We start from the raw sequence: 26,394 nt of genomic DNA, 5'->3' as shown, positions 1-26,394 counted from the left end.
GGTTTAGAAAGTGAGGTTAAGGCCCAAGTTGTACCTTTTTACCGTGGGGTATGCTCCTTGTGAGGCCCAGCCGGTACCCGCAAAGTTAGATTCTCGGTCATCTGGCATATCTGTCCATAGCCATAGGTTATTTCCATTCATGTAGACCCTTAATGATTCAAAACCAATCTTACCTATCCAAGGAGATGATATTGCGTCAAACGTGTAGGCAAGTTCAGCATTTTTCAGCCTCACATAAGAGCCATCAAACATGTACTGGTTGGCCCTGGTGTATTCACTGGGTGTGGATAGCCACCTAGGCATAGGAGCATCAGGATTGGTGTTATATTTAGACCAGTAGCTACCTTCCTCATATACTACATGGTTTTGGGAGCTCAAGCTGGTGAGTACCACCTGGCGAGTAACATTATTAGAACCATAAAATTGCACAAAGCCACTAAGTCCCTTCCATTGAAAGCCCAAAGTGGCGTTATAAGTATTTTGTGGGGCACCAGAGAAGCCATAAGGAATGTTATCATAAGAGTCTATAACCCCATCTCCATTGTAGTCGATAATGTTATAATTACCGGGAAGTTTCTGATTATCATTGGTATTATGTTGAGTGCTGGCATATACCTCATCCCAGGTGTTATAATATCCATGACTTACGTGAGAATATACTTGACCAATTTGCTTGCCGGCCCTTTTTTGATAGTCAGGCAGCAGCTGAGCATCATCGGCAGCCAATATCTTGTTTTTAGCGTGAGTAAGGTTGAAGTTAGACCATAACTTTAGGTTTTGACCAATCTGATGATTTAAACGTACCTCAATCTCATAGCCTTTATTTTCTATTTTACCCAAATTGGCCACTGGTGCAGTGGTGCCGAAATAAGAAGGTATAGCTCTATCTGTAATTAATACATCCGTTCTGGTATCCTTAAAGAAATCAATATTACCTTCTAAGAAGCCATTGAAGAAACCATAGTCAAAGCCAAAGTTTACCTTTTTTACTTTCTCCCATTTTACTTGAGGATTCCCCACTGAGGCTTCTTTGTAATATATGTAAGGACTTTGTGGCGCACCCTCACCTGATAATCCGAGCCTGGCTTGCCCTCCATATGCCCATTGGTCTAAATAGAGCCATCTGCCATTGACATTATCATCACCTATTTCTCCGTATGATGCCCTTAGTTTTAATAGATCCAGATGGGGTATAGACTCCATGAAAGATTCTTTTGAAATTATCCAGCCTAGCCCACCGGAAGAGAAGAAAGCAAAGCGATTATCCCTGCTAAACTTCTCAGAACCATTATAGGCCCCGTTATATTCCAGCATATACTTACTATCAAAAGCATAAGTAGTTCTAAATACCCAGTCTTCTCGGTAGTGTGGTATTTCACTGCCTGTTGCATTCTCGTTTCTGTTGAAAAGTCCCATCAAAGTGACGTCATGGCGGTCAGCCAGAGTAACTTTATAGTTTAACTGTAACTGATAGAATAACTTCCTATAAGAAGCATAGTCCAACACTGTGCCTGGTGCGGCAGACCATTTCACACCTTCCTGAAAGTCAAAACGGTTATTATTATCATAACTATTTTTGAAAGTGGCCAGACCGGTAACAGGATCTATCCATTTTTGCTGATTATCATTATTGAGGTCATTTATACCACGATCTCCTTCCAAAAAGGAGTTATCTAAAGCGATGGTAGCCCTTATATCTAAGCCTTTTAATAACTTATCAAGATCTTGCTCTAAGGTGAAGTTGGTATTCAAACGTGTAGTAGTTCTATACTGAACACCACTGATGGCCAAGGTTCGTACAGAGTTCTCCGCCTTACCCTGGTTGGGAGCATAATAGCCCCAGCTACCATCAGAATATTGAGGAAGGAAAGCATCTGGTGCATTACTATAAGCAGCTATCCACATGCCATATTCTGATCCTATAGCTCCCCAGGGGCTCTTTTTTACGCCATATGATCCGGCCAGGCCTACGCTGAGCTTAGTAGAGCTGGTCAGCTGAAAGTCCAGGTTAGACCGAACATTCAACCTATTGAAACCATAACCGGGGTCATAGCCTCTGTTATTATCAAATTTCCTGAAGAGATCACCTTCTTTTTGGAAATCAGCCCCGGCAAAATACTTGACGAATTCTGTACCACCACTTATGTTTAAGCTGGCGTTATAAGACATGGCATAATCTTTAAATAATGTATTAGCCCAGTCTACATTCGGATACCTTTCTCTTTCTTCCTGATTGGCAGGGTTACGGTACTTATCTATAATGTCCTGAGGCAGGTAATCATTCCAGCTAGAGGGATTCATGGCCAATTCGTATTCTATTACCTCGTTTCGAACCTTCAGGGCATCATAAGCATCATATTTACCGGGTAGTTTGGAGGGGACTTTAACGGTAGTGTTTACACGAGCTCTGATGAACGCCTTTCCTTCTTTACCTCTTTTGGTGGTGATAAGGATAACACCATTGGCACCTCTTACACCATAAACGGCTGTGGCTGAGGCATCTTTGAGTACAGAAATGCTTTCTATGGAGCTGATAGCTACGCTGGACATGGGTCTTTCTACCCCATCTACCAATATCAGTGGTGAGGCATTATTCAGGGTGCTCATACCCCGTATGTAGATCATAGGGTCTTCCTCTCCCGGCATACCTGTACTGGCCGTGGTAATCACACCGGGCACGTTACCTGTGAGGGCTGCTCCTACGCTGGAAACACCTCCTGTACGCTCCAGGGTCTTGCTGCTGGTTTGGGTAATAGCAGCCACCACACTTTCCTTTTTTTGCTCTCCGTAGCCAATAATAACTACTTCATCTAAGGACTTTACATCTTCTTCTAAACTTACATTGATTTCTGATCTGGTGCTTACTGGTATCTCTTGGGTAATGAAGCCAACGAAACTGAAAATCAAAATAGCGTCTTGAGTGTTGATTTTAATGCTGTACCTACCATCTATGTCTGTAGTAGTACCTCTACCTGTTCCTTTTATGAGTACCGTAACTCCTGGAATTCCTTCAGAACCATCGTCTGAAGTTACTTTTCCAGTTACTGTTCTCGCATTTTGATAAAGGGATGTCTTTAAAGTAGCGTTTGAGGTATGGTTGCTGTATTCTGGTGAGTATGTGCTGATTAGGGTTTCTATGCTATGCTTCCCTTGAGTAGTAGTAGTGTGCAGGGTAAAGCATAGCATGCAAATCGTTAGGATACTCACCTTAAAGTATGGCTTAAATAAAAGTTTTTTCATACAAATTGAGTTAATGGTTCAACATTTCATTAAGGTGAAGTTGTACAGCCATTAGCCAGGTCTCAATTGCGGATGGTTTCTGTTGTCTTGTTTAGGATTGTTCATATTTAGCAAGTTTTGTTTTCTGTTTATGCGATTGATTTTCAAAAAACCACTAGCAGATTACATACTGTTAGTAGCATACATGCCTACCGTAGTACCGGTAAAGCCAAATGAATTAGCCGTTGATAAATATTGTGCACTGATATTTTCAGCAATGTTTTCCCACTTCTCGCCATCGGTAGTGCAGTAAAAGTTGAAATGGGTGCCATTAGAAGTGATTTTCAGGTCTACCTGATCATTTGTGGGAGTTATCATTTTGCTACTTATTTCTTCAATTCCTTTATCAGATATCTTTTTAAGAGCTACCTTTCTCTGATTATTTTCTTGCTGAATAGCGAGAAAGTATTGGTGGCGTTCATCCTTATAGAGCAGTAGCCCGGCAGCATCTTTCTCCGTAGCTGGTTTAAAGTATACTGTGGAGTTAATCTCAAATTGATGATGCTGAATTCTCCTGGCGATAAAAGCTAATTCTTTCTTTTCAGTTGAGGCTACCGGAGCACATTGCAAGGCCAGATAGCCCGGGGTTTTGGTTAAAGAATAATACTGAAGAGCCTTTCCTCTCATAGTGAACCACTCTTGGTTAAGTTCTGGGCTTTCAAATGATTCTAATTTGTTGAAGTTGCCAAATGTCGGTTGCTCTGAGCGCTGTAAACCATTCATTTGTACAACCCTAGGCACTTCCTCATTATCATGAGTTAGGTAGGGGTATCCGTCTTCACTCCACTTTACAGGCATCAGAAAAGTTTCTCTACCCAGGTTTTCAAACTCATTATTGATTGGGCGACAGCCTAAAAATACGGACCACCACTCACCATTCGGTTTTTGTACCAAGTCAGCATGTCCAGCACAGGTGATGGGTTTCTTTCTGGATGGGTTAAGATGCTTCTGAGTGAGAATAGGGTTTTTATCCCAGGGCTTAAAGCTGCCCATGGGGCTGTCTCCTTTGAATATTACTTCCCGGTGGTTTACGGAAGTACCACCTTCGGCACACATGAGAAAATATTGGCCTTTGATTTTATAAATATGTGGCCCTTCTATCCAAACGGGCTTTTCAGATATATCTACTCCGCCATTGATGAGTACCTTTCTTGATCCAAAAGTCTTTTCAGTCTCTACATCAAACTGTTGAACTCTAATGGCTCGGTGGCCACTATAAGTAGATCCTTCTTCAGGCTCATCATTATTCACAATATAAGCCTTTCCATCATCATCAAAGAAAAAGGAAGGGTCAATGCCCTTCACCTCTGGTAACCATACCGGCTCTGACCACTCTCCAAACGGATCTTTGGTTTTTACAAAGAAATTACCCTTTCTAATATTGGTGGTAATCATATAATATGTCTGATTATGAGGGTTATAGCTGATGGCAGGAGCGAAAATACCTTCGCTGGTATGCTGTCCTTCCAGGGGGAGCTGAGAAGGTCTGTTGAGTACATGGCCGATCTGCTTCCAATTTACCAGGTCTTGGCTGTGGAAGATAGGAACTCCCGGAAAGTAAGAAAATGAGGATGTGACAAGAAAGTAATCCTTACCATTAGCGCAAATGCTTGGGTCTGAATACCATCCTGGTAAAATAGGGTTATAGAAATAATCCTTACCTGGCAGCGGATTTTCATTATAGAAATTATCGTTGCCTTTGTAATTGAAAGAATCAAAATAGGCAACAGATTTATCCTTCTTCTCTGGGCCTTTCGACTGTTTACCGTCTAGCTTTGAGCTACATGACAATATACAAGGAATAAGAGAACAAGTAAGTAATAGGTTGCGTATACTAGGTAATTTAAACATTTGGAAAAGCTATAAAATAAGTCACATTCAATTTCGAAAGTTAAATGCCGCCTGAAGTGGAGAAGAAGTGAAGATCTCTCGCTTAATACGTACATTTTAGGATTGCAATCGTTTGTAAATGTATATTTTTAAGCTTTTGTCGCTATCCTAATTTGTTACAAATGCTTTATAGCTGGTAACATTTAGGTTTGTTAAGACATAAAAAGGTTTGATTATATGGACTTTATTGCGATTGAATATTTCTTTATTAATATTCAATCATTTGAAGATGGGATTTGGTCTTTCGAATTGATCATTTTCAAAGGATACATGATAATCAGATGCGAAAAGTGTACTTGGCACATAATAATCGGTGGTGATTATCTGAGCTCCTGACTGCTTGGCTGCTTCAAAATCAGAATAGTCATTATTTCTGGCTTGCAGAGTACCTGCATCGGCCCTGGTTCTTATAATGTAGCCTTCTTTTACCAAATCAGGAATTCTGCTATCATGAGGGTCATTAATGATCATGGCCGCTGCTTCAGGCGAGCCTTGAGATGCGTTGATAAACAAAACCCTGTTTTGTAGACTGGGATGTCCTTGTCTGTAAATTTCTTTCTTATCTCCATCATTATCAAGAATAAACATAAACTTACCTTGAGCTTCGACAAGTCCAGGCCAGTTTCCTGCTGATACGGCTTCTTCCAAAGTTTCATAAGGGCCACGAACCATGTCCGGAGTGATGAGGTGCTCCTCTCCCAACCCGTCCCTAATCTCTTTATCCAGATCATCGAAGGCAGTAGAAGTATAGGGCTCTGGTGTGGTGCCCCACCTATTGGGCGGGCCGTCTTTAGGCTCCAGCGTAATAAATACCGGAGAATGATCAGGATGCTGTTCTGACCACGATTTAAGCGCCGAAAGGCAATTATTTAAAGTGTAATAGGAAGTTCTGAAATCAATATCTGCTATGTGCAACATTTTAAATCCAGGTTTCATCATCTTACCTTCCGGATCATAGTTGCTTCCTCCTTCTAACAGTTCAAGGCCCTGAGGGTGAGCATATTTTCCTCCTTCAGAATCTATATAGACATCAATTTCCAGATTCCTGAGGCCCATTCTTAGCTGTTCTGGTATAGGTAGGTGTGTATATTGTAAAGTTTTAATCCCTCCGGTTGTATCTCGCTCTTCCAAAAATTGATATAAATCTGGCTCTATCGCTTGCTTATAACTATTATGAGATCCTATAACCTGCATTTTATTGATTTTAGTCGACGCTGATTTTGAACAAGATAAAATACTGAATATCAAAAAGATATATAGGATTTGCTTCATTTTAGTTTTAGTTGAATACCGAAGAGGGCAAAGTTGTTTCGTTATGAAAAAACAAACACAGTTTTTATGTAATGATTTAATCAATTAAAGATTATCAAGATGTTAAGCGGTGTAATTCTCTATTCTCTAACCGCTTATAAATCATACTAAATGTTTAAATATTTTATGAATTATACCTTGGAAGAAGTGACTTAATATTTCCTTAATGATATTGTAATATTAGTCTTCTGCATGTGTGAGAAAGATTCTATTAGCTTAGCGCCAAAATTACCAGGCTGGCATAACAAACCTTTTGAAATACAACCTGAGATGAATAACTAGTTAAGCTAAAACGTTTTATTGAGCTTACTTGAAAGGAAATCAAGTAAAATTAAAATACAATTTATGATAGAGAATTGATACCACCCCAAGATCAAAAAAAGTAAACCGTAGTTGCGGCAACAACCACGGCTAAGCCTTAAGCTTTACTCACTAACACTTAAATTAATGAACTTTAAAGATACTTATTTAAAGCTAGAAAACATTGCTTTTCTGGCCACTATAGCCTTTTCCTTAACCATGGGACAAGCGCGTGCAGAAGGAATTCTGCACAATGAAAACAGCAGTAAAATTGCTTCATACTTACAGGCTACCCAGCAGACCGTAAAGGGAATAGTAAGAGATGAAAAAGGAGATCCTCTGCCTGGTGCTACAGTGCTGGAACTAGGAACTAATAACGGTGTAATCACTGATTTTGATGGTAAATTCACCATAAAGGTTACATCTGGTGCATCACTGCAAATATCCTATATAGGTTATAAACCTCAACAGATTTCGGCTTCTTCTACCAGTATAGATGTGCAGCTGGAAACAGATGCTTCTCAGCTGAACGAAGTATTAGTCATCGGTTATGGTAACCAGACTAAGGCAGATGTTACCGGATCGTTAACTAAATTAGACAGAGCTGATTTTAAGGAAGGCATTAACATCTCTCCTGATAATTTATTGCAAGGTAAAGTGGCGGGGGTACGCGTGGTTAGTTCAAGCGGTGAGCCTGGTGCCGGAATAGATGTGACCATAAGAGGTGTAGGCTCTATCAGAAGTGGTAGCACTCCCCTATTTGTGGTTGATGGTGTGCCTTTGGCTAATGATAATGTTAGCCCTGGAGGAACGAATGTAGGATTTGGTTCTTCTGGTGCTAAAAACCCTTTAAACTTCCTTAACACCAGTGATATTGAATCTATCAACGTATTGAAAGATGCCTCGGCAGCAGCTATTTACGGAGCCAGAGGTTCTAATGGTGTGGTGATCATCACTACCAAAAAAGGTAAGGTGGGTGAGCCCACTTTAAATTTTGAGTCTTCTGTTGGTTTTTCAAATGTAGCCCACAAGCTTGACATTCTAAATGCTGACGAATACCGAAAGGCGATTAAAGACCCTGCTTTTGATCATGGAGGAAACACTGACTGGCAAGATGAGATTTACCGAACAGGTGTTACTTATAACAATGCTTTGTCTTTTTCTAAGGCTACTGAGTCAGGCAATTACTATGTGTCTTTAAGCAATATAGACCAAGAAGGCATTGTAAAACAAAGTGATTTTAAACGTACTACAGGTAGAATCAACGCTTCTGAATCTTTTTTTGATGATGATAGGCTGAACTTACAGGTAAACCTTACAGCTTCTGAAACCAAAGATAATGGGGTGCCTACCAGTGATGATGGCGGCTCTGATGGTCAGTTGATTATTCATACCCTCATGGCTAACCCTACCTGGCCTTTAAAAGATGCTGATGGTGAGTATACTAACTTTAACATGAATGCTCACTATAACCCAGCTTATTTGCTAAGTATTTATGAAGATCAAACCCGCACGTTAAGGGTATTGGGTAATGCCCAGCTATCATTCAGAATATTTGATAGGCTAACTTATAAGATGAATGTAGGTGTAGATAGGTCTACTTCCGAAAGAAATACCACTATCTACCCTAACCTCACAGACAGAAGCCCTAAGGGTATGTATGTACAGAATAATTTTGAGACTACTAACAGTCTTATAGAGCATTATCTCACTTATAGCTTACTTAATAGTACCCATAAGTTAGATGTATTAGCGGGCTTCTCATATCAGAAATTTGAGCGTTCAGGAACTAACTTTGGTTTTGATAACCTATCGCCAAAAGGTGAAGGTGTAAAACCAGTGAACAATCCTACACCAAGCAATTCATTGATTAATATTTCCGGTTTTGCTCAGGAAAATGAATTGCAGTCTTACTTCGGGAGGATTAACTATGCGTTTGATGGAAAGTATATGGTTACTGCTTCTATGAGAGCGGATGGCTCTACCAGGTTTGGAACTAATAACAAGTATGGTTACTTCCCCTCATTTGCCTTAGGCTGGAACCTTACCAACGAAGATTTCTTAAGCAACAACAATACCTTCAATAACCTGAAGTTAAGAGCCAGCTGGGGACAAACCGGTAATCAGGAAGTGCAAAATAAAATCACCCAAGAGAGCTATTCTCTTTCAGGGTCTGAAGGCTATTATTTGTATGATAACCTCGAATTAGTAAACGGAGTAACTATCTTAAGAACACCTAATCCTGATTTGAAATGGGAGGTAGTAACTCAGTTTAACGTAGGTTTAGACTTTACCCTCTTCAATGAGAAGTTGTATGGTACTTTCGACTTCTTTAACAAATCTACCACAGATGCCATTCTCAACATTCCTTCTAGAGTGCTTAACCCCACTACAGATGTTTGGGTAAATATGGATGGTAAGATAGTGAACACAGGTTTTGAACTCATGTTAGGATCTACCCTGATGAAAACAGATAACTTCTCCTGGAATTTAGATGTGAATGGTGCTGCTATTCATAATGAGATAAAGGATCTGCCTGTTTCTTATATTCTTTCTGGCAATGTTTCTGGTCCGGGTATGTCTGGTGTACAGGCTAATATCTTTACTAACGGACATTCTGCAGGCTCATTCTATCTGTATGAGCATGCTGGTTTTGATGAAAATGGCTTTGATGTTTTTACAGATCAAAATAATGATGGCAGTATAAACATTCAGGATAAAGTAATCTATGATGGTGCTTTGCCTAAAGTTACCTATGGTTTAAACAGCCAGATGAAGTATAAGAACTTAAACCTTTCATTATCATTCATCGGGCAAGCAGGAGGCTATTTATTCAATAATACGGCTCTCAATGCTTTGAATATTAATAACTTGGCCTCTGATCGTAATGTGGCTACAGACTACTATGAGTCAGGCGCTAACCCTGCTAACTCTCCTTCGGCAAGCTCTTATTACCTAGAAAAATCAGACTTTTTCAGGTTGAATACAGCCAGGCTAGGTTATAACTTTAATACCACTAAAATCGATTGGGTGCAAGGTGTGAACTTGTTTGTAACAGGCACTAACCTGTTTACCATTACCAATTACAGTGGTTATGATCCTTTAATTAACAGTCCTAAGTCTTCCGGTGGTAACCAATCGATAGGTATAGATTATACCAGCTACCCTACTGCCAGAACCTTCATTTTAGGCGTAAATGTTAAATTCTAATCAACAATGAAAACTAACAATATATTTAAAAAGACCACTGCTGCCCTGATGGCTGCTGGTATGTTTTTCTCTAGCTGTACAGATTTGAATGAAGACGTACTGGATGAAGTACTAATAGACAACAGCGTTACTAATCCAGAAAGAACGCTGGCGGCTGCTTATGACAGACTTGGTGACGGTACTTTCGTAGATAACAGTGGCATGATCGCCATGCAAGAGTATACTTCTGATATTGCCCTTTTGCCTACCCGTGGTAGCGACTGGGGTGATGGAGGTAAATGGAGGGCTTTTCATGAGTTTACTTGGTCTCCTTATAACGAAGTAGTTTTAAATAACTGGAATAGACTCAATAATGGTATTGCCAGGTCGATCACGGCCATAGAAACTACTGAGAAGAGTGATTTTGCTGATAAGGCTTTATTTGTAGCAGAAGCCAAAGCCCTGAAAGCGTTCTACACCTACACCATGCTAGACCTGTTTAATCAGGCCCCGGCTATGGAAGGTGATGAAATAGTGGCTTTAAATGGTGCGGATGACATAGACAAACTCATCAAGGAAGTAGAATCATTAGTTCCTGATTTAGCTTCACTAGGAGAAAAGTCAACCCACAGTGGGCGTTTTACTAAAGAGGCTGCTTATGGCTTTTTGGCTCAGATGTATCTGAACCGTGCTGTTTTTAAGGATAGATTTAATGCTGCTTCTCAGTTTAACTTCAACGAAAACTCCTTAACTACTGGTAAGTCAGACATGGATATGGTGATTGAATATACTTCAAAGCTTATTGACTCTGGAAAATTCAATCTGGCAAGCAATTTCTTTGAAAACTTCTCTATCAATAATTCTGGTGGATCAGAAATGATTTTTACCGTGGTGCAGCAAATAGACGGAGCAAGATCAGGAGACAATGATTTAGGCTATGTAAATATGGCAAGAAATCAGCGACCCTCACCAGCGAATAGAGGAACCAATGCTACATGTACCACGCCTGAATTTTTCCATAGCTGGGATGGTAATCACGACGACCCTCGCTTCTCGAGAAAATATCAATACAGAGATGGCACCTGGTTTATGAACGATGGCACCGATATAAGCGTGCCCGCAGAAGATGTGGTACCTAACACCAGTGATGTTTGGTTTCACTTTAACAGCGGCATCTTATTCGGGCAGCAATATGGCCCTGTTTTAGAAAAAGGCAATTTTATGATGACCGATGAGGGAAGAATAAAAGTGTTGCCTTTAGTGATGGAAAAAAGCTCTGGCACCCCTATGGACTTTACTCCTGAGCTTAACTTTGATAACCCAAGTGAGTCTGTTTTTGCTCAAAATCAGATCAACAGAGGGGCTAGGATATTCAAGTTTGAACATGACCCGATGAACGGTAACGGTAGCAGCCGGGTAGATGTGCCTATTTACCGACTAGGTGGAATCTATATTATGAGAGCGGAAGCTTACTTCAGAAAAGGTGATGAAGTTAATGCACTGGCTGATGTGAACATGCTCCGTACCAGCAGAACCAGAGAAGCCCTTTATGGCAGCGTACCTGGTGAAGCTTTAACTACTTTGGATGAAGCCCAGCTTTATAAAGAATTAGGTTTTGAGTTATACTGGGAAATGCAAAGAAGACCTCAGATGATCCGTTTTGGTAAATTTGATGAGGCCTACACTGCCAAGCCGAAAACTCAGCCTTTCAGAAGAGTATTCTGTATTCCTCAAGCAACACTTGATGTAAACGGAACACTTTTTAAGCAAAATAATGGGTACTAACCTCCCTTGGTTTGAAAATAGAAGCCTGCTAGAGATAGTGGGCTTTTTTATGGAGAAAAAGTGGTAGTTATTCTTTATGGGTTGTAAATCATCGATCATAGTCCTGTTATTTAATTGGTTAAACTTATATCGCACAGGAGTAGAATGTCTTATGGCAGTACTTTTTTTAATTAAGTAAAGATCACTGCGGGTTGCTTGATGAAGACCTAATATATAAAGTTTTGGAATCACTCAAATTCCTTATTTTTTTTAGGAATCAAAATTGATCTCAATCTTTTGGTAAGCTAAGATCACCAACTGGTCGTAGTATCCATTTCGATTCATGTATAGCTTGAGCGTCCGCTCAAATTCCTTTAGTTAAGAAGGAACTGGTATTCATGAAATACTGCCTGTGCAAAGTAGTTATAGACATCTGCCAGTTCCCCATTCTGTTAAGATGCTATCCGCTTCTTCAATGGTCAAGTTTTGTCTTTCTGAATTATAATAATTTTTGTAATCACTATTATTATTTAAATATTCTTTTGCGGTAAGTTTTAAAGATCTTTCATCAACCGTATCATAATATATATTTGTGAATTGATGTTTTTTTAAGTTACCATGAGTCAAAATTGCTATAAACACAAAGGTGGAATCATTGATTCGTTTCCTGAAAATATCATCTTCCTGAAGAATTGAATCATGATGGATGTAAAAACCTTTTCCTGCATGAAAACCAATAGAAATTGTATCATGCATTGTTTGTGGTGCTCTCCAATTCTCGAAATCTGTATCGGCTATTCTAAGTCTCATGTAATCATGAATTACGGGAGATCCGTATTCCATTCGAATAGCATTGTATTGTTTTCCAAATTGAGTGTCATTGGTGTATTTGCAACTCAATAAGGCTAAAAGCATTAAATAAATTAACATTCTACATTTCATTTTTATCAATAATAGGTGTGAGAATTAGGATATTTAATCAATAATGCATCTTTATTTATAAATTTAATATTAATTATTTCAATGTCATGTGTGGTGCTATTCTAAAAATTATAGGGAATAGAGATTAGGCTACCAATAAACTTGGATTGAAGGGCGAGCGCTGTTGAGATCCTGCTAACAGAACAGTAACATTTACTTTGAGTTAATTCTATTGCTAAAGGCCCAATGAATTTTTATGCGATTAAAGAACCCATTTGCAATGAAACTATCTCATTAAAAGGGAACTTCAATCGCATAGCTTTAAGAGGAGCTTGCCTGAACTAAAACTGTGCCTGGTTTAGTCTTTTGCCGCTATGAAAGATATTTCTACCCTGGCATTTTTATACAACTGGCTCACAGCCACACATGCTCGTGATGGGTATGGAGAGCTAAAATATTCGATGTAAATACTATTGAATTCTTCAAAATTGTCCATATCATTCAGGTACACAGTTACCTGAACCACCTCCTTAAATTTCAGTTTGTTTTGCTTTAATAAATCAGCAATTCTATTCATGCATTGGCGCACCTCGGTGTTAAAATCTATATCTGCCGGGCCTTCGTCTTTAGATAATCCTAGTTGGCCTGAGAAATAATAGGTCTTATTGTTTACCCTAAAATCACTAAAAGGCTTTTGGTTTAATGTTTTGTTTTGGGCATAAACTTGTGATGCTGAAAGTAGGCAAAACACTGCCACAGCCATGTATTTTAAATATTTTTTCATCTTTTATAATCCGTATTTTGATATTAAGTAAACTAATGAAGTCATAGCGCCAGTACCAAGGTTAATTTCACGCTTGTTTAATTTATCCATGGTATCTAATGCGCTATGATGAATGTTGAAAAAACGATGGTCGCTACAATCCAGACTAATAATAGCCTTAGCCTGCTCTCTCATGGGAGCGATGTCTACACCGCGAGGATCATGTTCTATTCCACTACAGTTATAGGGGGCAAATAGGCCCATCATATCTTTGAGAGATGCAAGTGCTGCTGAGTCTCCACTCATGCGAAAACCAACGGGAACAAAACCGCCTGCATCTGATTCTATACAGGCTATATGCCTCTCTTTAAGCCTTTTGGCTTCTTCAGCATAGGTAAGACCGCCAGTGGCACTTTGTTCTTCATCGGTATAAATTACGGCTCTAATGGTTCTCAGAGGTTTAGTTTTCATGTGACTCAGTATTCTAATGGCTTCAATAGCCTGAACTACGCCAGAGCCATTATCACTTGCACTTTCTGATAAGTCCCAAGAATCAATATGAGCCCCTACGGTTATGATTTCATCAGAGTATTGAGAACCACTTATTTCACCAATTACATTGTAAGAAACCGTATCAGGAAATGTTGCACAGGTCATTTTAAGTCCTATTTCTAAATCGGGCGAGGATTTTAACAGGCTACTCAATAGATCTGCACTGTTGGTACTAAGTGCTGCTGAAGGTATTTTATTTACCTTATCGTTATACTGCATGGCTCCGGTATGAGGATAATCATGTATACTTAAGGTTAAAGATCTTATCAAGGCTCCTATTGCCCCCTTTTTGGCTGCTTCTATTGCTCCAATGGCCCGCTGATCAACGGCTTTTAAATAAGCATTAAAACTTTCCGCGTCTGTAGGATCCATGGCTCTGTTGAAGAAAACATATTTTCCGCTTACTTCTTTTTTAGATAAGGCTTTTAATTCTTCCCATGACTTAATCTCTACTACTTTAGCTTTTAGATATCCATTGGTGGCAACCGATCCTCCCAATGCACATACTGATAATGAAAGCGTACTGTCTTTAACATGAATGGCAGCATATTCCTTGCCTCCTCGCTCCCAATGGGGTACCATCACCGGCTGTAAATATACCTTTTCTAGCTGCATGTGACTAAGTTCTGCCTTTGCCCATTCTATGGCCCTTTGTAGTTGTGGAGATCCATTGATTCTCGCTCCTATATTCTTAGATAAATAGCGGAGGTTCTCCCAGCCTTTCTGGTCATCTAATGACTTAGAAAAAATGCTCTTTACTGCTACTGAATCTTCTTTTGTTGGCTGAGCATTAGCCGATGATGTACACAGCATGAGTAAAATCAAGATTATACATTCAAGCGGTCTCCCTGCAATTTTCAAATTCTTATTGTAAATCATCTTTTGAGTCTTAAGTATGATATGCAACTCTGTCTATTGTCCTGAAGAATAGGTGCTGTAGTTAATCGGCACCCAGACATAATTTTTCTTTTCAGCTTTTACGTGGCCTATACCTGGAAATGAGATGTGATCTGAAGCCACCCAATATCCTTCATTAGCAGCCTCATGGTAGGCTTTCTTTCTGGCTATGGCAGCCTTTTCAGAGTCTACATCAAATGCTATGGTTACCGATGGATTAGCAAACTGTACGGATTCAACGTGCATGAGATCTCCCCAAAACAAGATTTTTTCTCCATGGTTTTCCAGAGCATAAAATGTATGGCCAGGCGTATGACCAGGGCTAGGAATGGGCTTAATACCTGGAAATAACTCTTTGTTAGAATCAAACGCCTTTACTTTTCCAGCTTTCAAATAAGGCCCCACTTTGGCTTGAGCATCTGCAAAAGATTTTTTCAAATCGGGTCTTTTACTCGCTCCTTGAGGATCTAGCCAGAAATCTATCTCACCTTTGCTTATATAAATATCAGCATTAGGAAAAACCATTTTACCCTCTGAGACTAACCCTCCTGTATGATCTGCATGAATGTGAGTAATCAGTATAGCGTCTATTTGCTCTGGCGTATAGCCTGCTCGTTTTAAGCTGGTACTGATATTTCCTAACGTGGGGCCATATAATTCTGCGGCGCCACAATCAACCAGTATTAGCTTATCTTGCAGCTTGATGAGGTAAGCATTTACTGATACAGCTACTGGATTGCTTTGAAAATTATCAGCAAGCAGTTCATTAACTTCTTTTGGAGTTGTGTTAGTTAAAACCTGCAATAGATCAATGGGCAACGTTCCATCAGATACCGCAATCACTTCAATCTCTCCGATAGCCAAGCGGTAATATCCTGGTTGGTCCAATTTCACTCCGTTTGCTTGCCCGTATACCGATATGCTAACGATCGCTGTAAGTAAAAAGACCGTACCGGCTGACAAAAACCAATGAATTACACTATTTTTTAAATTTTTCATATCATTCAAATTATTGCATAGCTTTCATGCAGGCGTGCAGAGATTCACTCTTGAGCAACCTTACAAAAGCTATTATATTATTCTGTTACTATTAGTGGGTATGGCCTACCGCTTACGATCTGATCTTCTGCAAAAATTGGATAGAATGATTATTATTGCAATAACGCACTTTCGGAACACATAGGAACAAATTTGTCCCTACTGGACGTTTTGAACGTATCGGTGTTTTTTCTTTTTAAAAAAAATTGTGAAATGAATAATGCAGAGGTACCCGAATCAGTGGATTGCGGAATTACAAAGTGTTTGGAGATTATCGGGGGCAAATGGAAACCTTGCCTTATTCTTAATATCAATAGAGGTTATATAAGACCTAGCCAACTTCAGAAGAGCATTCCTAATGCTTCAAGAAGAGTACTTAATCAGCAGCTGAAAGAATTGCAAGAGCATGGGATGATTACCAGAAAAGTATACCATGAGCTGCCTCCCAAAGTAGAGTATTACCTTACCGATTTGGGTAAATCACTGCTCCCGATTATATCGGTGATGGACGAATGGGGCGATCAATTTTTTGCAAAATCCGAAGTCTATTCCGACGATTGGATGAATACAAGTTGCAGTGACGGAATCTCAAATCTTTTCCTGTTTTTAATGCAATTCTAATACAATATTCTTTAATCGATTATCTTTAATTATTGTCACCCGATAGATATGTTGTTTGTTGATTTATTTAAGAGGTTGACAGTTAGAAGTATAATAGCGGCTAAGCTATATGCAATGTTATTGCATTAGTGAGCTGCGCGTGTTAATATTGCAACTTTATTGCATTTACAAACATAACTTATGACTGACAAAAAAATATTATCTGGGCTGATGCTTATTTGGTTTTTGATGGCTGGTGTATACGGACAAGCGCAGGTAAAAAGTTTTGATTTTGCCGGAGAGGCTGTATCTCCTGGTAGTAAGAAATCCTTTATGCTGCCTATTATTAGTGGGCAAGACAGTACTTTTATTCCGGTAACGGTATTTCATGGCGCGGATAAGGGACCGGTGCTGACGATCACTGCGGGAGTCCACGGCTATGAATACCCTCCTATAATGGCAGGACAACGGCTTATTAAGCAACTTGACCCTAAACAAATGAGTGGTACTGTGCTTATTGTGCAGGTAGCAAATGTGGCAGGTTTTTTAGGGAGAAGTATCAATATTAATCCCCTAGATGGAAAAAACCTTAATCGTGAATTTCCGGGTAAAAAAGACGGTACCCTTACAGAGCAGCTGGCATGGACGATCGCTAATCAGATTATTGCACGTAGCGATTATATGATTGACGTGCATGCCGGAGACGCTTATCAAGATCTAAGATCTTATGTGGGCTATTATAATTACTACAAGACACCAGAATTATCTGAAAAAGCAAGGCAAATGGCAGTAAATATGGGCTTTGATTATGTTGTGCAGTTTGGTAATACGGAGAGCATCGATGCACCTTCTATATACTGCTCTCGTGAGGCTATAAAACGAGGTATTCCTGCTGTTGACATAGAATGTGGGCGCATGGGGTTGGCGGAAGAGAAGTATATCCAAAAGATAGTTTCTGGACTTTTGAGCCTAACCCGACATTTGGGTATTATGCCTGGAGCACCAGACAAAGTTGAAAATCCTGTGATGATTGCGCAGCGTACAAGTATTGATGCTCCTGAAACAGGTATTTTCTATACAGAAGTAAGCGCCGGAGATTATGTAAAGAAAGGAATGAAGCTTGGTTATCTCACAGACCTGTTTGGTGAGCACATCACTGACATCATTTGCCCGGTAGATGGTTTTATTCTTTATAACACCACTACCCCTCCCACCTATAAAGACGATGAGTTATTTAGTATCGGGCATATTAAAGAATAGTTTTAATGAGTGACTTGGCCCTAGCCAAGTCACTCATGCTTTAGGAGCATGCAAGAAATTGAAAAACCTTGATCTAATTTAAAATGAGAATCCCATGGATAATTCGGTTTAAATTAGGCCTGTCTAGTTTAGGTGTAACGGGCTGCTAGCCATTACCTCAATGATTTTATTCTAGATTACTTATTATTTTAAATGTCAAATGATGACTTCAGGTTCCTCTTCTACTATCTTAATTATCCAGCTCATATTCTACCGATACATAGTTTTTATCATATCTGGTCACCCCATAATAGCCAGATTCTGAATGGGATATAAATTCTAATATTTCATAATAGTCATTAAACTGGTCATAATCTTCAAAATTTATTGAGCTACTGTGCTCTGATTTGAGAATATTTAAAAACTCTAAATTTTCAGGTAGTTCTATCTCTGGTACTATGCGTTCGGTAGCTTGAGGTAATGTTACAGTCCAATAGATTACCTTTTCATTGATATCACCCCAGATATCATAAAAAGCTACGTCGAAATCACCAGTAGCGGAATAGGAAAAACCTTTGTCTTTAAAATGAAAGTCAAAATCATGATTAATCTCCTTTAATTCAAGGTGATCAAGGCCATATATGTATTGACTATAATTATAATTATCTTTAGACCAGTTAAATTCTAATCGATAGTTCTCAAAGGATTCTCCAGCATATGATATTTTTGTAGTTGTAACACCAGCTTCAGAATTTGACTCATAATCGACCTCAAAATCCTTTGCTGATTTCCCCTCACCATCAATTCCATATAGGAAGTAATTATAAAGATCATAATCAGGTAATTTAATTTCTATTTCATCAAAGGTTTTGTTCACCTGGCTTAGATCTACAATATTTTCGCCTTCATGAATACCCTTGAAGAGATTATAGCTGATTGGCTGATGTGCGTCATCAAATTTGACAGTATATAAGTAACTAGGGCTACGACTCAAACTAAGAGATTCTTGGTGTCCTAAATCACCAATTATGTATGCACTATCATCTCCATTGGAGTACGCTCTGAAATAACCATTTTCAGAGACGTTTGTAAAAGTTATATCAGCTTTTAGAGTATTACTGCTAAATTTTCCTGTATTGCTTATATTCCAGTGGCTGCCTCTTTTTACATCAGAAAAAGTTTGTATGAGGGCATATTCCCTGGATTGACTATCGTATAACTCCGTTAGGAAAAAGATAGAATCCTGGAAGTTATTATTTTTTAGGGTTATCTCTTTGCCAGCTATAAGTGGTTCGCTAGCTATTAGCTTGCCATTTCTATCCGACAAAAAAATATATCCTTCTTCCCCATAACGTAACTCATAGTCAGGTACTTGAAGTGTTATTAAGTTATTCTTCACCATTACTGTTATTTCTTTTTCAGTAGAATTTTGGGAAGCATTAGTTGCTATCACTTTTAAAGTATGCTTACCATCCTCTGTATTACTGGTGTTCCAATCGCTACTTATGACTGCTTTGTTGCTTTCAGAAGCTAAAAGCTGGTCATCTACAAAGAGCTGAAGAGATGTTATGGAAATTCCATCTTTAGCGGAAGCCTGTATATTTACTGTATTCCAAAGTTCTTCCCCTTCTTTTAAGTTGGTGAATTCTAGTTCTGATGTCACATTGTCTAACCCATCAGAATCATCTGAACAAGACTGTAATAAAAAGGGAGTTAAAAAAATTAATAGCTTAAGGCTATTCAAAAAATAATTATTCATACTTTAATTAAATGAGATATATAAATTTATAGGCCTCTTATCGTTATTTAATGCAGCATAATTTGTAAGAGTCTTCAAGTTTACAAATTTTATGGATTTATCTAGTGTTCATGCTGGGTGATTTAAATTTAAGGCTTATTGATTGTTGGCCATATACCCCTTTGAGTTATACCGAAAAAATTACAATTAACATCAGCAGAAGGGCCACGAGAGCAGGTAATGACTGTACAAAAAATATTTTCTTATCGGCTGTAATGGCTCCAAATATGCCTGCAGTTGCCACGCACAATAGGAAAAATATCCTAACATTGATCGCCCAGTTAATGTCAGAAATAAGGAAAGACCAAATCAATCCCGCAGAGAGGAAGCCGTTATAAAGCCCCAGGTTAGCAGCTATACCTTTTGTTTTAGGAAATATATCTTTAGGAATAGTTTTAAAAGTCTTTTTCCCTTTTGTTTCCCAAGCAAACATTTCAATCCATAAGATGTACAAATGCTCTAGAGCCACTAATGCTGTTAATATATGTGCTATAATCTTTATCATAGAATAGGTACGTTACAGTATAGGTGTACATGAAATTGAAATTCATTTATACAGCTTGAAGATAGCCGAATAATTAAATTTATATCTACAACGAGATAGTCTATTACTAATTAAACGCATTTACGGATATAAATTGGAATATCAATTCTCAAATTTTTCTTTAGCTATTTTGGTGAGAACTTGCTCATTGATTCTCATTTCTCTTGTTATTAGGTATATACCCACTGTGAGAATAAGTATGCAACTAATGAATATGCCAGGACTTAGCCATTTGCCTAATACCCCTGAAACTAGATATTGAACTGAAAACATCCAAAGACCGATAACTGTGAATGTGCTCAAGCGATGTTTGATCTTTAGCTCTACATGTTCTCCTTGTTGGTCAATTTGCCATTTAGAGTAAATCTTAGGAAATAGTTTAAATATGGCATTTCTGTATCGGGCAACAGTGACAGTTCCGTCATCATTTTCTTTCCCTACAAATAGTCGGTCAGGAAAGATTACCCATGAGGCCGTATTTGTTAATGATAAGCTGTGTTTTTTGGAGATTCTACTTCTTATATTCGATTCGGCGGTTTGCTTCTGAATTGACTCAATGGGTATGATTGATTCTTTTAATGGTATCATTAATTATTTAGATTCTAAGCTATCAGAAATTTGTGCTGTTTAATGAACAATGATCATGTTTAATTATTGATGACTTGATAACCATTATTCAGATCTATTAATTGTGATACTGGGCAAGACCAAAGTTATGCTAACATTATGATTTCTCATGCTACCTGATCACTGTAGATTAAGGCGGTAGCTCTGTGAGTTTTGGCTTTACAGAGCTTACCATCCATTCAAATGTTTATGAACGCTTTAATTGCAAATATTGATTATATCCAATGGATACGAAGTATAGAGGATATAGGAAACAAAATCCTGCGATTACTAAAAAAATGAAACTTTTAGTGAGCATAAATAGCGCTGCAAGCATCATAATTACAGCTTTCGCTACATTTTCATACTTAAAACTAGCTAGGGTGAACTCACAAATTTCGTCGCTAGTAATATTTATTGTTAGTTTTTCACTTCTACACCAAGCGGTTCTTGCGTAGATAATGTGCTGGCCAGGCTCTAATTCATATTCCTTTGTTTCCTTTTTGATAATACCAACGTTTTTTTCGTCAATATAGACTTTAGCAGCGTAATTACTTACGATTTTGATTTTTCCCATTTCTTAATTCTTTTCTGTTTTCATGGCTTACATCTTATAAGATGCATTTGGCGGCCGGGCTAAAAATTATTCCTTTAATCGAGGATAGCCATTGATTATTACCGCCTTTATTAGATTTAATTATTGATTACTCGTTTTAAAAAAATTCTCTCCGGTCGATAAGCTACGCCTACATTCTATGCCTTTTTTTATCATTGATGTCACCATCTAACTGATTAGAGTTAGGGTAATCAGAACAGCTATTGAGGCTAAAAATGATTATTCCTATAATTAGATTCAATTTGGTCATTCCAGTTGACACTAATCGCCGAATATACTCATGGTGGCAAATCCGGTGATTAATAAATTTTTAGTTTAAAAAATTGACCTCCAGCGGAAGAAGTTAAAAAAAGTTATTATCTCTTATAAATTGAAAAGATTCATTTTTAATCAGATCTCAAAAGTAATAATTTTAATAAAAAATAGTTTAAATAATCGAAAAAGTTCTCAAAGTGATGGAAAATTCATTCTCTTTATCATCTCACGGAGTAAGAAAACTATAAATTGGAGAGGCTCTCCTACCCCATTTTTCCATAGAATATGAACAGAGTGGCTCTTTTCGCCTATCTTTAGACAAATTTTGTGAGCATGAGTAATAACAGCAATAACGATCTGAAATTGGTAAAATCATTCGCTATGATTGCTATATTGGAAGCAATCTCTTATCTGGCTTTACTTTTTGTAGCAATGCCTTTGAAATATTTTATGGATATGCCTGAAGCTGTAAAGTATACCGGGTGGGCTCATGGACTGTTATTTGTTCTTTATGTAGGCATGCTTCTGGCCTGTTGGATAACCTACCGATGGGGTTTTTTAAGAGTAGTGATGTTCTTTGTAGGATCTCTCCTTCCTATAGTTCCTTTCTTAGTAGAAAAGAGACTAAAGAAGGAGTATAACCTCTAAGTTAAGGTACTGTTAATGCCCAAGTGGCAGTACTGTATTCACAAAGGTGATCAGCATCTTACCAGGCTCTTCCACAGGGATTAAATGAGCTGAATTTTCAAACCAAACTATCTTTTTTTTCGGAGCATTTAGCTTTTTCATCCATTGTATGGTAGGTAACGTTGGTGTAGTATAATCATGTCTACCACAAAGCATAATCACGGGAATAGGTATTCTTCGAATATTAGATAAATCCACCGTAGCTAATTCTTTCATGACACAGCCGAGGGTGAAAAAGGTACCGTTATCTATGGCCATTACATCCTGCTCAGAATAATCAGGAGACAATAAGGCGGCATTAAAATAGTAATCATTATTGGCTCTATAGGCACTTAATCCTCCGTAGTATTGCGCCCACTTTCTGGCTACAATTATATGCTCTACGGGTAAATCATGCCCATTGGGGTATGGAGCTATTGATTTTAAGGCCTTCATGGCTTGAACGTTATGGTCTTCAGAAGCTTTTTGAAGGGCATATTCATAACTTATTTTTTCATTTTCAAGCACATTAATTACTTGCCCTATACCCACATAGGCATGGAACAGTTCTGGATGTTTTATAATGGCTTTAGTAGCTATTACTGTTCCCCAACTGTGCCCTACTATAACTACTTTTTCTTTCTTATACTTTTTGCATAATAACCTGGTGATGTCTATCACATCATTCACAAAATCCTCTATTTTCATGTTTTCCCTAAGGTTAAGCGTACCGTTAGCGGCAAAGGTTTTTCCCGTGCCTCTCTGATCATAATTTACTACCGTAAAATACTCCTCTAAAGGCTTCTGATAGATCCAGCTTACAGGGTTTAAGGGAGAGCCCGGTCCACCATGTACAAAAAGTAATATGGGCTTGCCCTTATCTTGTCCTTTAACAGATATCCATTGCTTCAGCCCTCCTATTTCTGCATAAAAACGTTCATCTATACCATTGGGCGTAACTACCGTGTCAATACTAGAGATGATGCTTCTTGCAGCTACATAGTTAGGATCCAAATGGTCATCTTGTGAATAACCAATATGGAAGATAAATATTAAAAAAAGTGATAGGTATAATTTCATGGTTGTATTGAGGTTAAAAGTTATAGCTGATACCAATAGATGCATATAATGAGGTGTTGAAATAGTAATAGTCATGATCTGTAGAAAACAGCGATTTTAATGATCTGTCGCTGTAAAAAACGGGTCTGTAGGCACTTATACCGAGAGTGAAGGGAATTGATAAGGCCAATTTAGGGATGTTGATCTCTGGATGTATACCGGTGATAATATATTGATGGTAGAATATTTTGTCTTCCCCATTTTTATTGACAAAAGCAATTTGACCATTCAACTCTGCCAGTAATGAGGTGCTGAAATAATCACTGAAATTATAGCCAACCTGTAGCTTCACTCCTTCTCCTATGGCAGCGTTCACCTTTATCTTTTTCTCTATGTTCCAGTCGAGATAAACGGATGGCAAAGCCATTACATGTTTGAAGATATTATTCACTGACAGGCCTATCCCAAGGTCTAGGTTAGGCTTTATATGCCTTATGAATGTAGTGCTAATACTACCAATAACCTGCTTGTTAGAAATTTCAGAAGGCTTTGCTGATGGGGAAAACACACCGCCACCAGCCGTAGCCAATAAAGACCATTTTTCACTCAGGGGTTTTAAGTAATAAAAACCAGCTTGCACATTCAGTATTTCTTTTTCAAGAGCAGCTGGTGTGGCTGTATCTTTGAGTTTATGATCTAAGGATGCGTATGCACCACTTATACTTACACCATAGCTGATTGGTAAGCTGTTAGTGTCTAATTGTTGGTAAAAAGGTATAGTGAGGTCTCCACTGTATACCATGGTATAGCCTTTACCTTCTCCCACCTTTTTGGGAACTTCGCTATCATTGACCTCTTCTATATAAGAAGATTTACCAAAATATTCTGTCTTTAGGTTCACTTGCGCCTTTGCCTCAAAGGTTATGATACCAGCTAAAAATAATAGCTTATAAACTACTGCTTTCATGTTTTTTAATGTTCATATTGTTTTAATTCGGAGGTAAATATCTGTTGAAATAAGAGGGGCAAAAATCTTATTTGGTCAATGGTAGAAAAGCATTGACGGCATGTTATAAACTGTCCACCAAAAACAAACGCTGAATAGAAATAATATGAGGAGATAAGGTACCTTTGATGGTACAAATCACACTTTTTTAAGAGGAGCTGATCATATTCATTTTTTCATTAAACTAATTGATAATAGCGCTGATCAGGTCAATTTTTAGCGAGCATGAAAAATTCAGTTTTGAAATATTACCAATTATTCATTGTGGGCATGTGGATTGTTTTTGCGTTAATGATCTATACCCAGTTTTTACATGTTAGCGCTCCTTTAGAAGCACTGCTATTTGTTATAGCAGTACTCATGATTACCTATCCTCTCACTACCTATGTTAGTGGAGTAGTATTACCTAAAGCCATTGAAAAGAAGGAGTTTGCTTTTTTTATAGTCCAATTCATATTGTTTACCCTTTTATTGTCGTTTTTATACACTATACTTATCAAAGGTTTTGTAAAACTGGAAAACAATGAGGTGTTCCCTGCCTCTACTATGTTCATGGGAATCGATAGGCCTTTTTACATCGATTTTTTAGGAAATATATTGCCTGCCTTTGTGCCTAATATTGTATTCTGTGCAACTCGTTTCTTTAAAGAGCATTATTACGTTCTTCAAGAACAGGCGAGGTTACGGCAAACTCACTTAGAGGATCAGCTTTACCTACTGAGAGATCAAATTAATCCTCATGTGATGTTCAATGTACTCAATCACATTCATATTCTGCTTAAAAAGGATGTGGCTCTGGCAGATGAGTTATTATTGAAATATTCAGATGTATTGCGCTATCAACTCTACGAGTGTAACCTTGAAAAGGTACCACTGGGTAAAGAGATTAACTACCTTAAGGATGTGGTGGAAGTGGAGAAAAAAAGGTGGAGCCATGAGCTGGAGGTAAATTGTTCTTGGCATATAGAAAATCCTGAAAAGGTGATCAGCCCTCTTTTACTTATTCCTTTTGTAGAAAATGCCTTTAAGCATGTCGCCAGACTTCCTTCTCAGGTAGGGTTTGTGCATATAGATGTCTCTCAGAAGAGAGATGAACTCACGTTAAATGTAGAGAATAGCAAAGCCAATTTTACGTCTAGAATGAATGTTTCTGGCATAGGACTAGAAAATGTAAAGAAACGACTGAATATACTTTATCCTGATAGGTATGAACTAGCAGTTAAAAATACCGAGGCTATTTATAAGGTAACACTATGTATTAATCTATAATTATGATAGTAACTAAAGACTCCATTCGGCCTTTACATTGCCTTGTAGTAGATGATGAGCCTATTGCCAGAGATGGTATAGTTGATTTAATTGAGGGAACAGATTTTTTGAGTGTTACGGCCACTTGTAGTTCTGCTATGGAAGCCATTGCATTTATTAAAAACAATCCCATTGACCTGCTTTTTTTAGATGTAAATATGCCGTATCTGTCCGGCATGGATATGTTAGAAACTTTAGATACTCCTCCTTTAACTATACTCACTACGGCCTATTCTGAGTATGCTGTAGAAAGCTACCGTTTGCAGGTGGTAGATTACTTATTAAAGCCTATTTCTTTTAAACGTTTTTATCAGGCTGCGTTAAAAGCCAAAGATCTATTTAATTTAAAGAATACTCCGTCTACTGAAAATAAACTCAGTAACCAACCTTATGTGTTTGTAAAACAAAATGATGGCTTCGTTAAAGTAGACATGAAAGAAATTTGTTACATTGAGGCTATGGAAAATTATGTAAAAGTAATCACCAGTAACAAGAGCTTTATTGCACATCAAACCATGCAATCTATGGAGGAATTACTGTCAAGTGACCTGTTTTTTAGAATCCATCGATCATATTTGGTCAATCTGAATCATATACATTCCATCACGGCCGGCCACGTAGTCATTAACAATTGTCAGTTGCCGATAGCTCGTAATCGCAAAAAGGAATTGATGGAATCTATAGTATACAGAAATTTATTAGGCAAATGAAAAAATCTCTATAGTAAGGAAGAGCCGGACACCCCGGCTACTAAAACAACTTTACTTCCTCTCCTAAATTCTTGAAATACCAT

Annotated in this window: 20 protein-coding genes; 7 read left to right on the top strand and 13 right to left on the bottom strand. The window is 38.2% G+C overall.

What is annotated here, in order from left to right:
- Window positions 1-3 precede the first annotated feature (3 nt).
- The 3 genes from JL102_RS13855 to JL102_RS13845 form a co-directional block, all read right to left on the bottom strand.
- The gene (locus JL102_RS13855; RefSeq protein ID WP_237390592.1) at window positions 4-3,240 is read right to left on the bottom strand and encodes a SusC/RagA family TonB-linked outer membrane protein; all 3,237 of its coding nucleotides are present in this window, start codon (window positions 3,238-3,240) and stop codon (window positions 4-6) included.
- Between the two features lie 162 nt (window positions 3,241-3,402).
- On the bottom strand, window positions 3,403-5,130 hold the full coding sequence (locus JL102_RS13850) for a glycoside hydrolase family 43 protein (RefSeq protein ID WP_202245013.1): 1,728 nt from the start codon (window positions 5,128-5,130) through the stop codon (window positions 3,403-3,405).
- Window positions 5,131-5,388: 258 nt separating this feature from the next.
- Entirely contained in the window at window positions 5,389-6,363 is a 975-nt protein-coding gene (locus JL102_RS13845) for a phosphatidylinositol-specific phospholipase C1-like protein (RefSeq protein WP_202245012.1), read from the bottom strand.
- Between the two features lie 564 nt (window positions 6,364-6,927).
- Between JL102_RS13845 and JL102_RS13840 the strand changes: the two genes are divergently transcribed.
- Together JL102_RS13840 and JL102_RS13835 are read left to right on the top strand one after the other, a co-directional pair.
- The gene (locus JL102_RS13840) at window positions 6,928-9,990 is read left to right on the top strand and encodes a SusC/RagA family TonB-linked outer membrane protein (RefSeq protein ID WP_202245011.1); all 3,063 of its coding nucleotides are present in this window, start codon (window positions 6,928-6,930) and stop codon (window positions 9,988-9,990) included.
- A 6-nt stretch (window positions 9,991-9,996) separates the two neighbouring features.
- A complete protein-coding gene (locus tag JL102_RS13835; protein ID WP_202245010.1) occupies window positions 9,997-11,754 on the top strand; it encodes a RagB/SusD family nutrient uptake outer membrane protein in 1,758 nt (585 codons plus the stop codon).
- A 402-nt stretch (window positions 11,755-12,156) separates the two neighbouring features.
- On the opposite strand, the gene JL102_RS13830 is transcribed toward JL102_RS13835, so the two are convergent.
- From JL102_RS13830 to JL102_RS13815, 4 genes are all read right to left on the bottom strand, one after another.
- On the bottom strand, window positions 12,157-12,663 hold the full coding sequence (locus tag JL102_RS13830; RefSeq protein WP_202245009.1) for a hypothetical protein: 507 nt from the start codon (window positions 12,661-12,663) through the stop codon (window positions 12,157-12,159).
- 349 nt (window positions 12,664-13,012) lie between these two features.
- A complete protein-coding gene (locus tag JL102_RS13825) occupies window positions 13,013-13,438 on the bottom strand; it encodes a RidA family protein (protein WP_202245008.1) in 426 nt (141 codons plus the stop codon).
- Between the two features lie 3 nt (window positions 13,439-13,441).
- Window positions 13,442-14,782, bottom strand: a complete 1,341-nt coding sequence (locus tag JL102_RS13820) for a M28 family peptidase (RefSeq protein WP_202245007.1) — start codon at window positions 14,780-14,782, stop codon at window positions 13,442-13,444.
- Between the two features lie 99 nt (window positions 14,783-14,881).
- Complete coding sequence (locus JL102_RS13815) at window positions 14,882-15,865, bottom strand: MBL fold metallo-hydrolase (protein WP_202245006.1); 984 nt, start codon at window positions 15,863-15,865, stop codon at window positions 14,882-14,884.
- A 252-nt stretch (window positions 15,866-16,117) separates the two neighbouring features.
- Here JL102_RS13815 and JL102_RS13810 point away from each other — a divergent pair, with 252 nt between their 5' ends.
- Together JL102_RS13810 and JL102_RS13805 are read left to right on the top strand one after the other, a co-directional pair.
- The gene (locus JL102_RS13810) at window positions 16,118-16,525 is read left to right on the top strand and encodes a winged helix-turn-helix transcriptional regulator (RefSeq protein ID WP_202245005.1); all 408 of its coding nucleotides are present in this window, start codon (window positions 16,118-16,120) and stop codon (window positions 16,523-16,525) included.
- A 180-nt stretch (window positions 16,526-16,705) separates the two neighbouring features.
- Window positions 16,706-17,764 carry a succinylglutamate desuccinylase/aspartoacylase family protein gene (locus JL102_RS13805; protein ID WP_202245004.1) on the top strand — a complete coding sequence of 353 codons (1,059 nt, stop codon included), beginning with the start codon at window positions 16,706-16,708 and terminating at the stop codon, window positions 17,762-17,764.
- A 229-nt stretch (window positions 17,765-17,993) separates the two neighbouring features.
- Here JL102_RS13805 and JL102_RS13800 read toward each other — a convergent pair whose 3' ends face one another.
- From JL102_RS13800 to JL102_RS13785, 4 genes are all read right to left on the bottom strand, one after another.
- Entirely contained in the window at window positions 17,994-19,502 is a 1,509-nt protein-coding gene (locus JL102_RS13800; protein ID WP_202245003.1) for an Ig-like domain-containing protein, read from the bottom strand.
- Window positions 19,503-19,668: 166 nt separating this feature from the next.
- Window positions 19,669-20,043, bottom strand: coding sequence for a DUF1304 domain-containing protein (locus JL102_RS13795; RefSeq protein WP_202245190.1), 375 nt, complete (start codon window positions 20,041-20,043; stop codon window positions 19,669-19,671).
- 144 nt (window positions 20,044-20,187) lie between these two features.
- Window positions 20,188-20,673 carry a hypothetical protein gene (locus tag JL102_RS13790; protein WP_202245002.1) on the bottom strand — a complete coding sequence of 162 codons (486 nt, stop codon included), beginning with the start codon at window positions 20,671-20,673 and terminating at the stop codon, window positions 20,188-20,190.
- Window positions 20,674-20,899: 226 nt separating this feature from the next.
- Entirely contained in the window at window positions 20,900-21,268 is a 369-nt protein-coding gene (locus JL102_RS13785) for a hypothetical protein (RefSeq protein ID WP_202245001.1), read from the bottom strand.
- A gap of 627 nt (window positions 21,269-21,895) precedes the next feature.
- On the opposite strand from JL102_RS13785, the gene JL102_RS13780 reads away from it, so the two are divergent.
- A complete protein-coding gene (locus JL102_RS13780) occupies window positions 21,896-22,210 on the top strand; it encodes a DUF3817 domain-containing protein (RefSeq protein ID WP_237390590.1) in 315 nt (104 codons plus the stop codon).
- A gap of 12 nt (window positions 22,211-22,222) precedes the next feature.
- Here JL102_RS13780 and JL102_RS13775 read toward each other — a convergent pair whose 3' ends face one another.
- Both JL102_RS13775 and JL102_RS13770 read right to left on the bottom strand, forming a co-directional pair.
- Entirely contained in the window at window positions 22,223-23,308 is a 1,086-nt protein-coding gene (locus JL102_RS13775; RefSeq protein WP_202245000.1) for an alpha/beta fold hydrolase, read from the bottom strand.
- A gap of 13 nt (window positions 23,309-23,321) precedes the next feature.
- A complete protein-coding gene (locus JL102_RS13770; protein WP_202244999.1) occupies window positions 23,322-24,254 on the bottom strand; it encodes a DUF6268 family outer membrane beta-barrel protein in 933 nt (310 codons plus the stop codon).
- A 264-nt stretch (window positions 24,255-24,518) separates the two neighbouring features.
- Here JL102_RS13770 and JL102_RS13765 point away from each other — a divergent pair, with 264 nt between their 5' ends.
- Both JL102_RS13765 and JL102_RS13760 read left to right on the top strand, forming a co-directional pair.
- The gene (locus JL102_RS13765; protein WP_202244998.1) at window positions 24,519-25,562 is read left to right on the top strand and encodes a sensor histidine kinase; all 1,044 of its coding nucleotides are present in this window, start codon (window positions 24,519-24,521) and stop codon (window positions 25,560-25,562) included.
- Between the two features lie 2 nt (window positions 25,563-25,564).
- Window positions 25,565-26,311 (top strand): LytR/AlgR family response regulator transcription factor, encoded by a 747-nt coding sequence (locus JL102_RS13760; protein ID WP_202244997.1) that lies wholly within the window; start codon window positions 25,565-25,567, stop codon window positions 26,309-26,311.
- Window positions 26,312-26,394: the final 83 nt, after the last annotated feature.

This window comes from Fulvivirga sediminis (assembly GCF_016757215.1).
Taxonomy (GTDB): Bacteria; Bacteroidota; Bacteroidia; order Cytophagales; family Cyclobacteriaceae; genus Fulvivirga; species Fulvivirga sediminis.
Note: the sequence above shows the minus strand (reverse complement) of the source record. Positions and strands in the feature narration are given on the sequence as shown.

Bases quoted from the DNA above. Each gene is read 5' to 3' on its own strand.
- JL102_RS13825 (WP_202245008.1), bottom strand. From the start codon at position 13,438: ATGAAAAAATATTTAAAATACATGGCTGTGGCAGTGTTTTGCCTACTT.
- JL102_RS13810 (WP_202245005.1), top strand. From the start codon at position 16,118: ATGAATAATGCAGAGGTACCCGAATCAGTGGATTGCGGAATTACAAAG.
- JL102_RS13850 (WP_202245013.1), bottom strand. From the start codon at position 5,130: ATGTTTAAATTACCTAGTATACGCAACCTATTACTTACTTGTTCTCTT.
- JL102_RS13770 (WP_202244999.1), bottom strand. From the start codon at position 24,254: ATGAAAGCAGTAGTTTATAAGCTATTATTTTTAGCTGGTATCATAACC.
- JL102_RS13780 (WP_237390590.1), top strand. From the start codon at position 21,896: ATGAGTAATAACAGCAATAACGATCTGAAATTGGTAAAATCATTCGCT.
- JL102_RS13775 (WP_202245000.1), bottom strand. From the start codon at position 23,308: ATGAAATTATACCTATCACTTTTTTTAATATTTATCTTCCATATTGGT.
- JL102_RS13805 (WP_202245004.1), top strand. From the start codon at position 16,706: ATGACTGACAAAAAAATATTATCTGGGCTGATGCTTATTTGGTTTTTG.
- JL102_RS13845 (WP_202245012.1), bottom strand. From the start codon at position 6,363: ATGCAGGTTATAGGATCTCATAATAGTTATAAGCAAGCGATAGAGCCA.
- JL102_RS13855 (WP_237390592.1), bottom strand. From the start codon at position 3,240: ATGAAAAAACTTTTATTTAAGCCATACTTTAAGGTGAGTATCCTAACG.
- JL102_RS13830 (WP_202245009.1), bottom strand. From the start codon at position 12,663: ATGTTAATTTATTTAATGCTTTTAGCCTTATTGAGTTGCAAATACACC.
- JL102_RS13800 (WP_202245003.1), bottom strand. From the start codon at position 19,502: ATGAATAATTATTTTTTGAATAGCCTTAAGCTATTAATTTTTTTAACT.
- JL102_RS13760 (WP_202244997.1), top strand. From the start codon at position 25,565: ATGATAGTAACTAAAGACTCCATTCGGCCTTTACATTGCCTTGTAGTA.
- JL102_RS13815 (WP_202245006.1), bottom strand. From the start codon at position 15,865: ATGAAAAATTTAAAAAATAGTGTAATTCATTGGTTTTTGTCAGCCGGT.
- JL102_RS13835 (WP_202245010.1), top strand. From the start codon at position 9,997: ATGAAAACTAACAATATATTTAAAAAGACCACTGCTGCCCTGATGGCT.
- JL102_RS13840 (WP_202245011.1), top strand. From the start codon at position 6,928: ATGAACTTTAAAGATACTTATTTAAAGCTAGAAAACATTGCTTTTCTG.
- JL102_RS13765 (WP_202244998.1), top strand. From the start codon at position 24,519: ATGAAAAATTCAGTTTTGAAATATTACCAATTATTCATTGTGGGCATG.
- JL102_RS13820 (WP_202245007.1), bottom strand. From the start codon at position 14,782: ATGCTGTGTACATCATCGGCTAATGCTCAGCCAACAAAAGAAGATTCA.
- JL102_RS13785 (WP_202245001.1), bottom strand. From the start codon at position 21,268: ATGGGAAAAATCAAAATCGTAAGTAATTACGCTGCTAAAGTCTATATT.
- JL102_RS13790 (WP_202245002.1), bottom strand. From the start codon at position 20,673: ATGATACCATTAAAAGAATCAATCATACCCATTGAGTCAATTCAGAAG.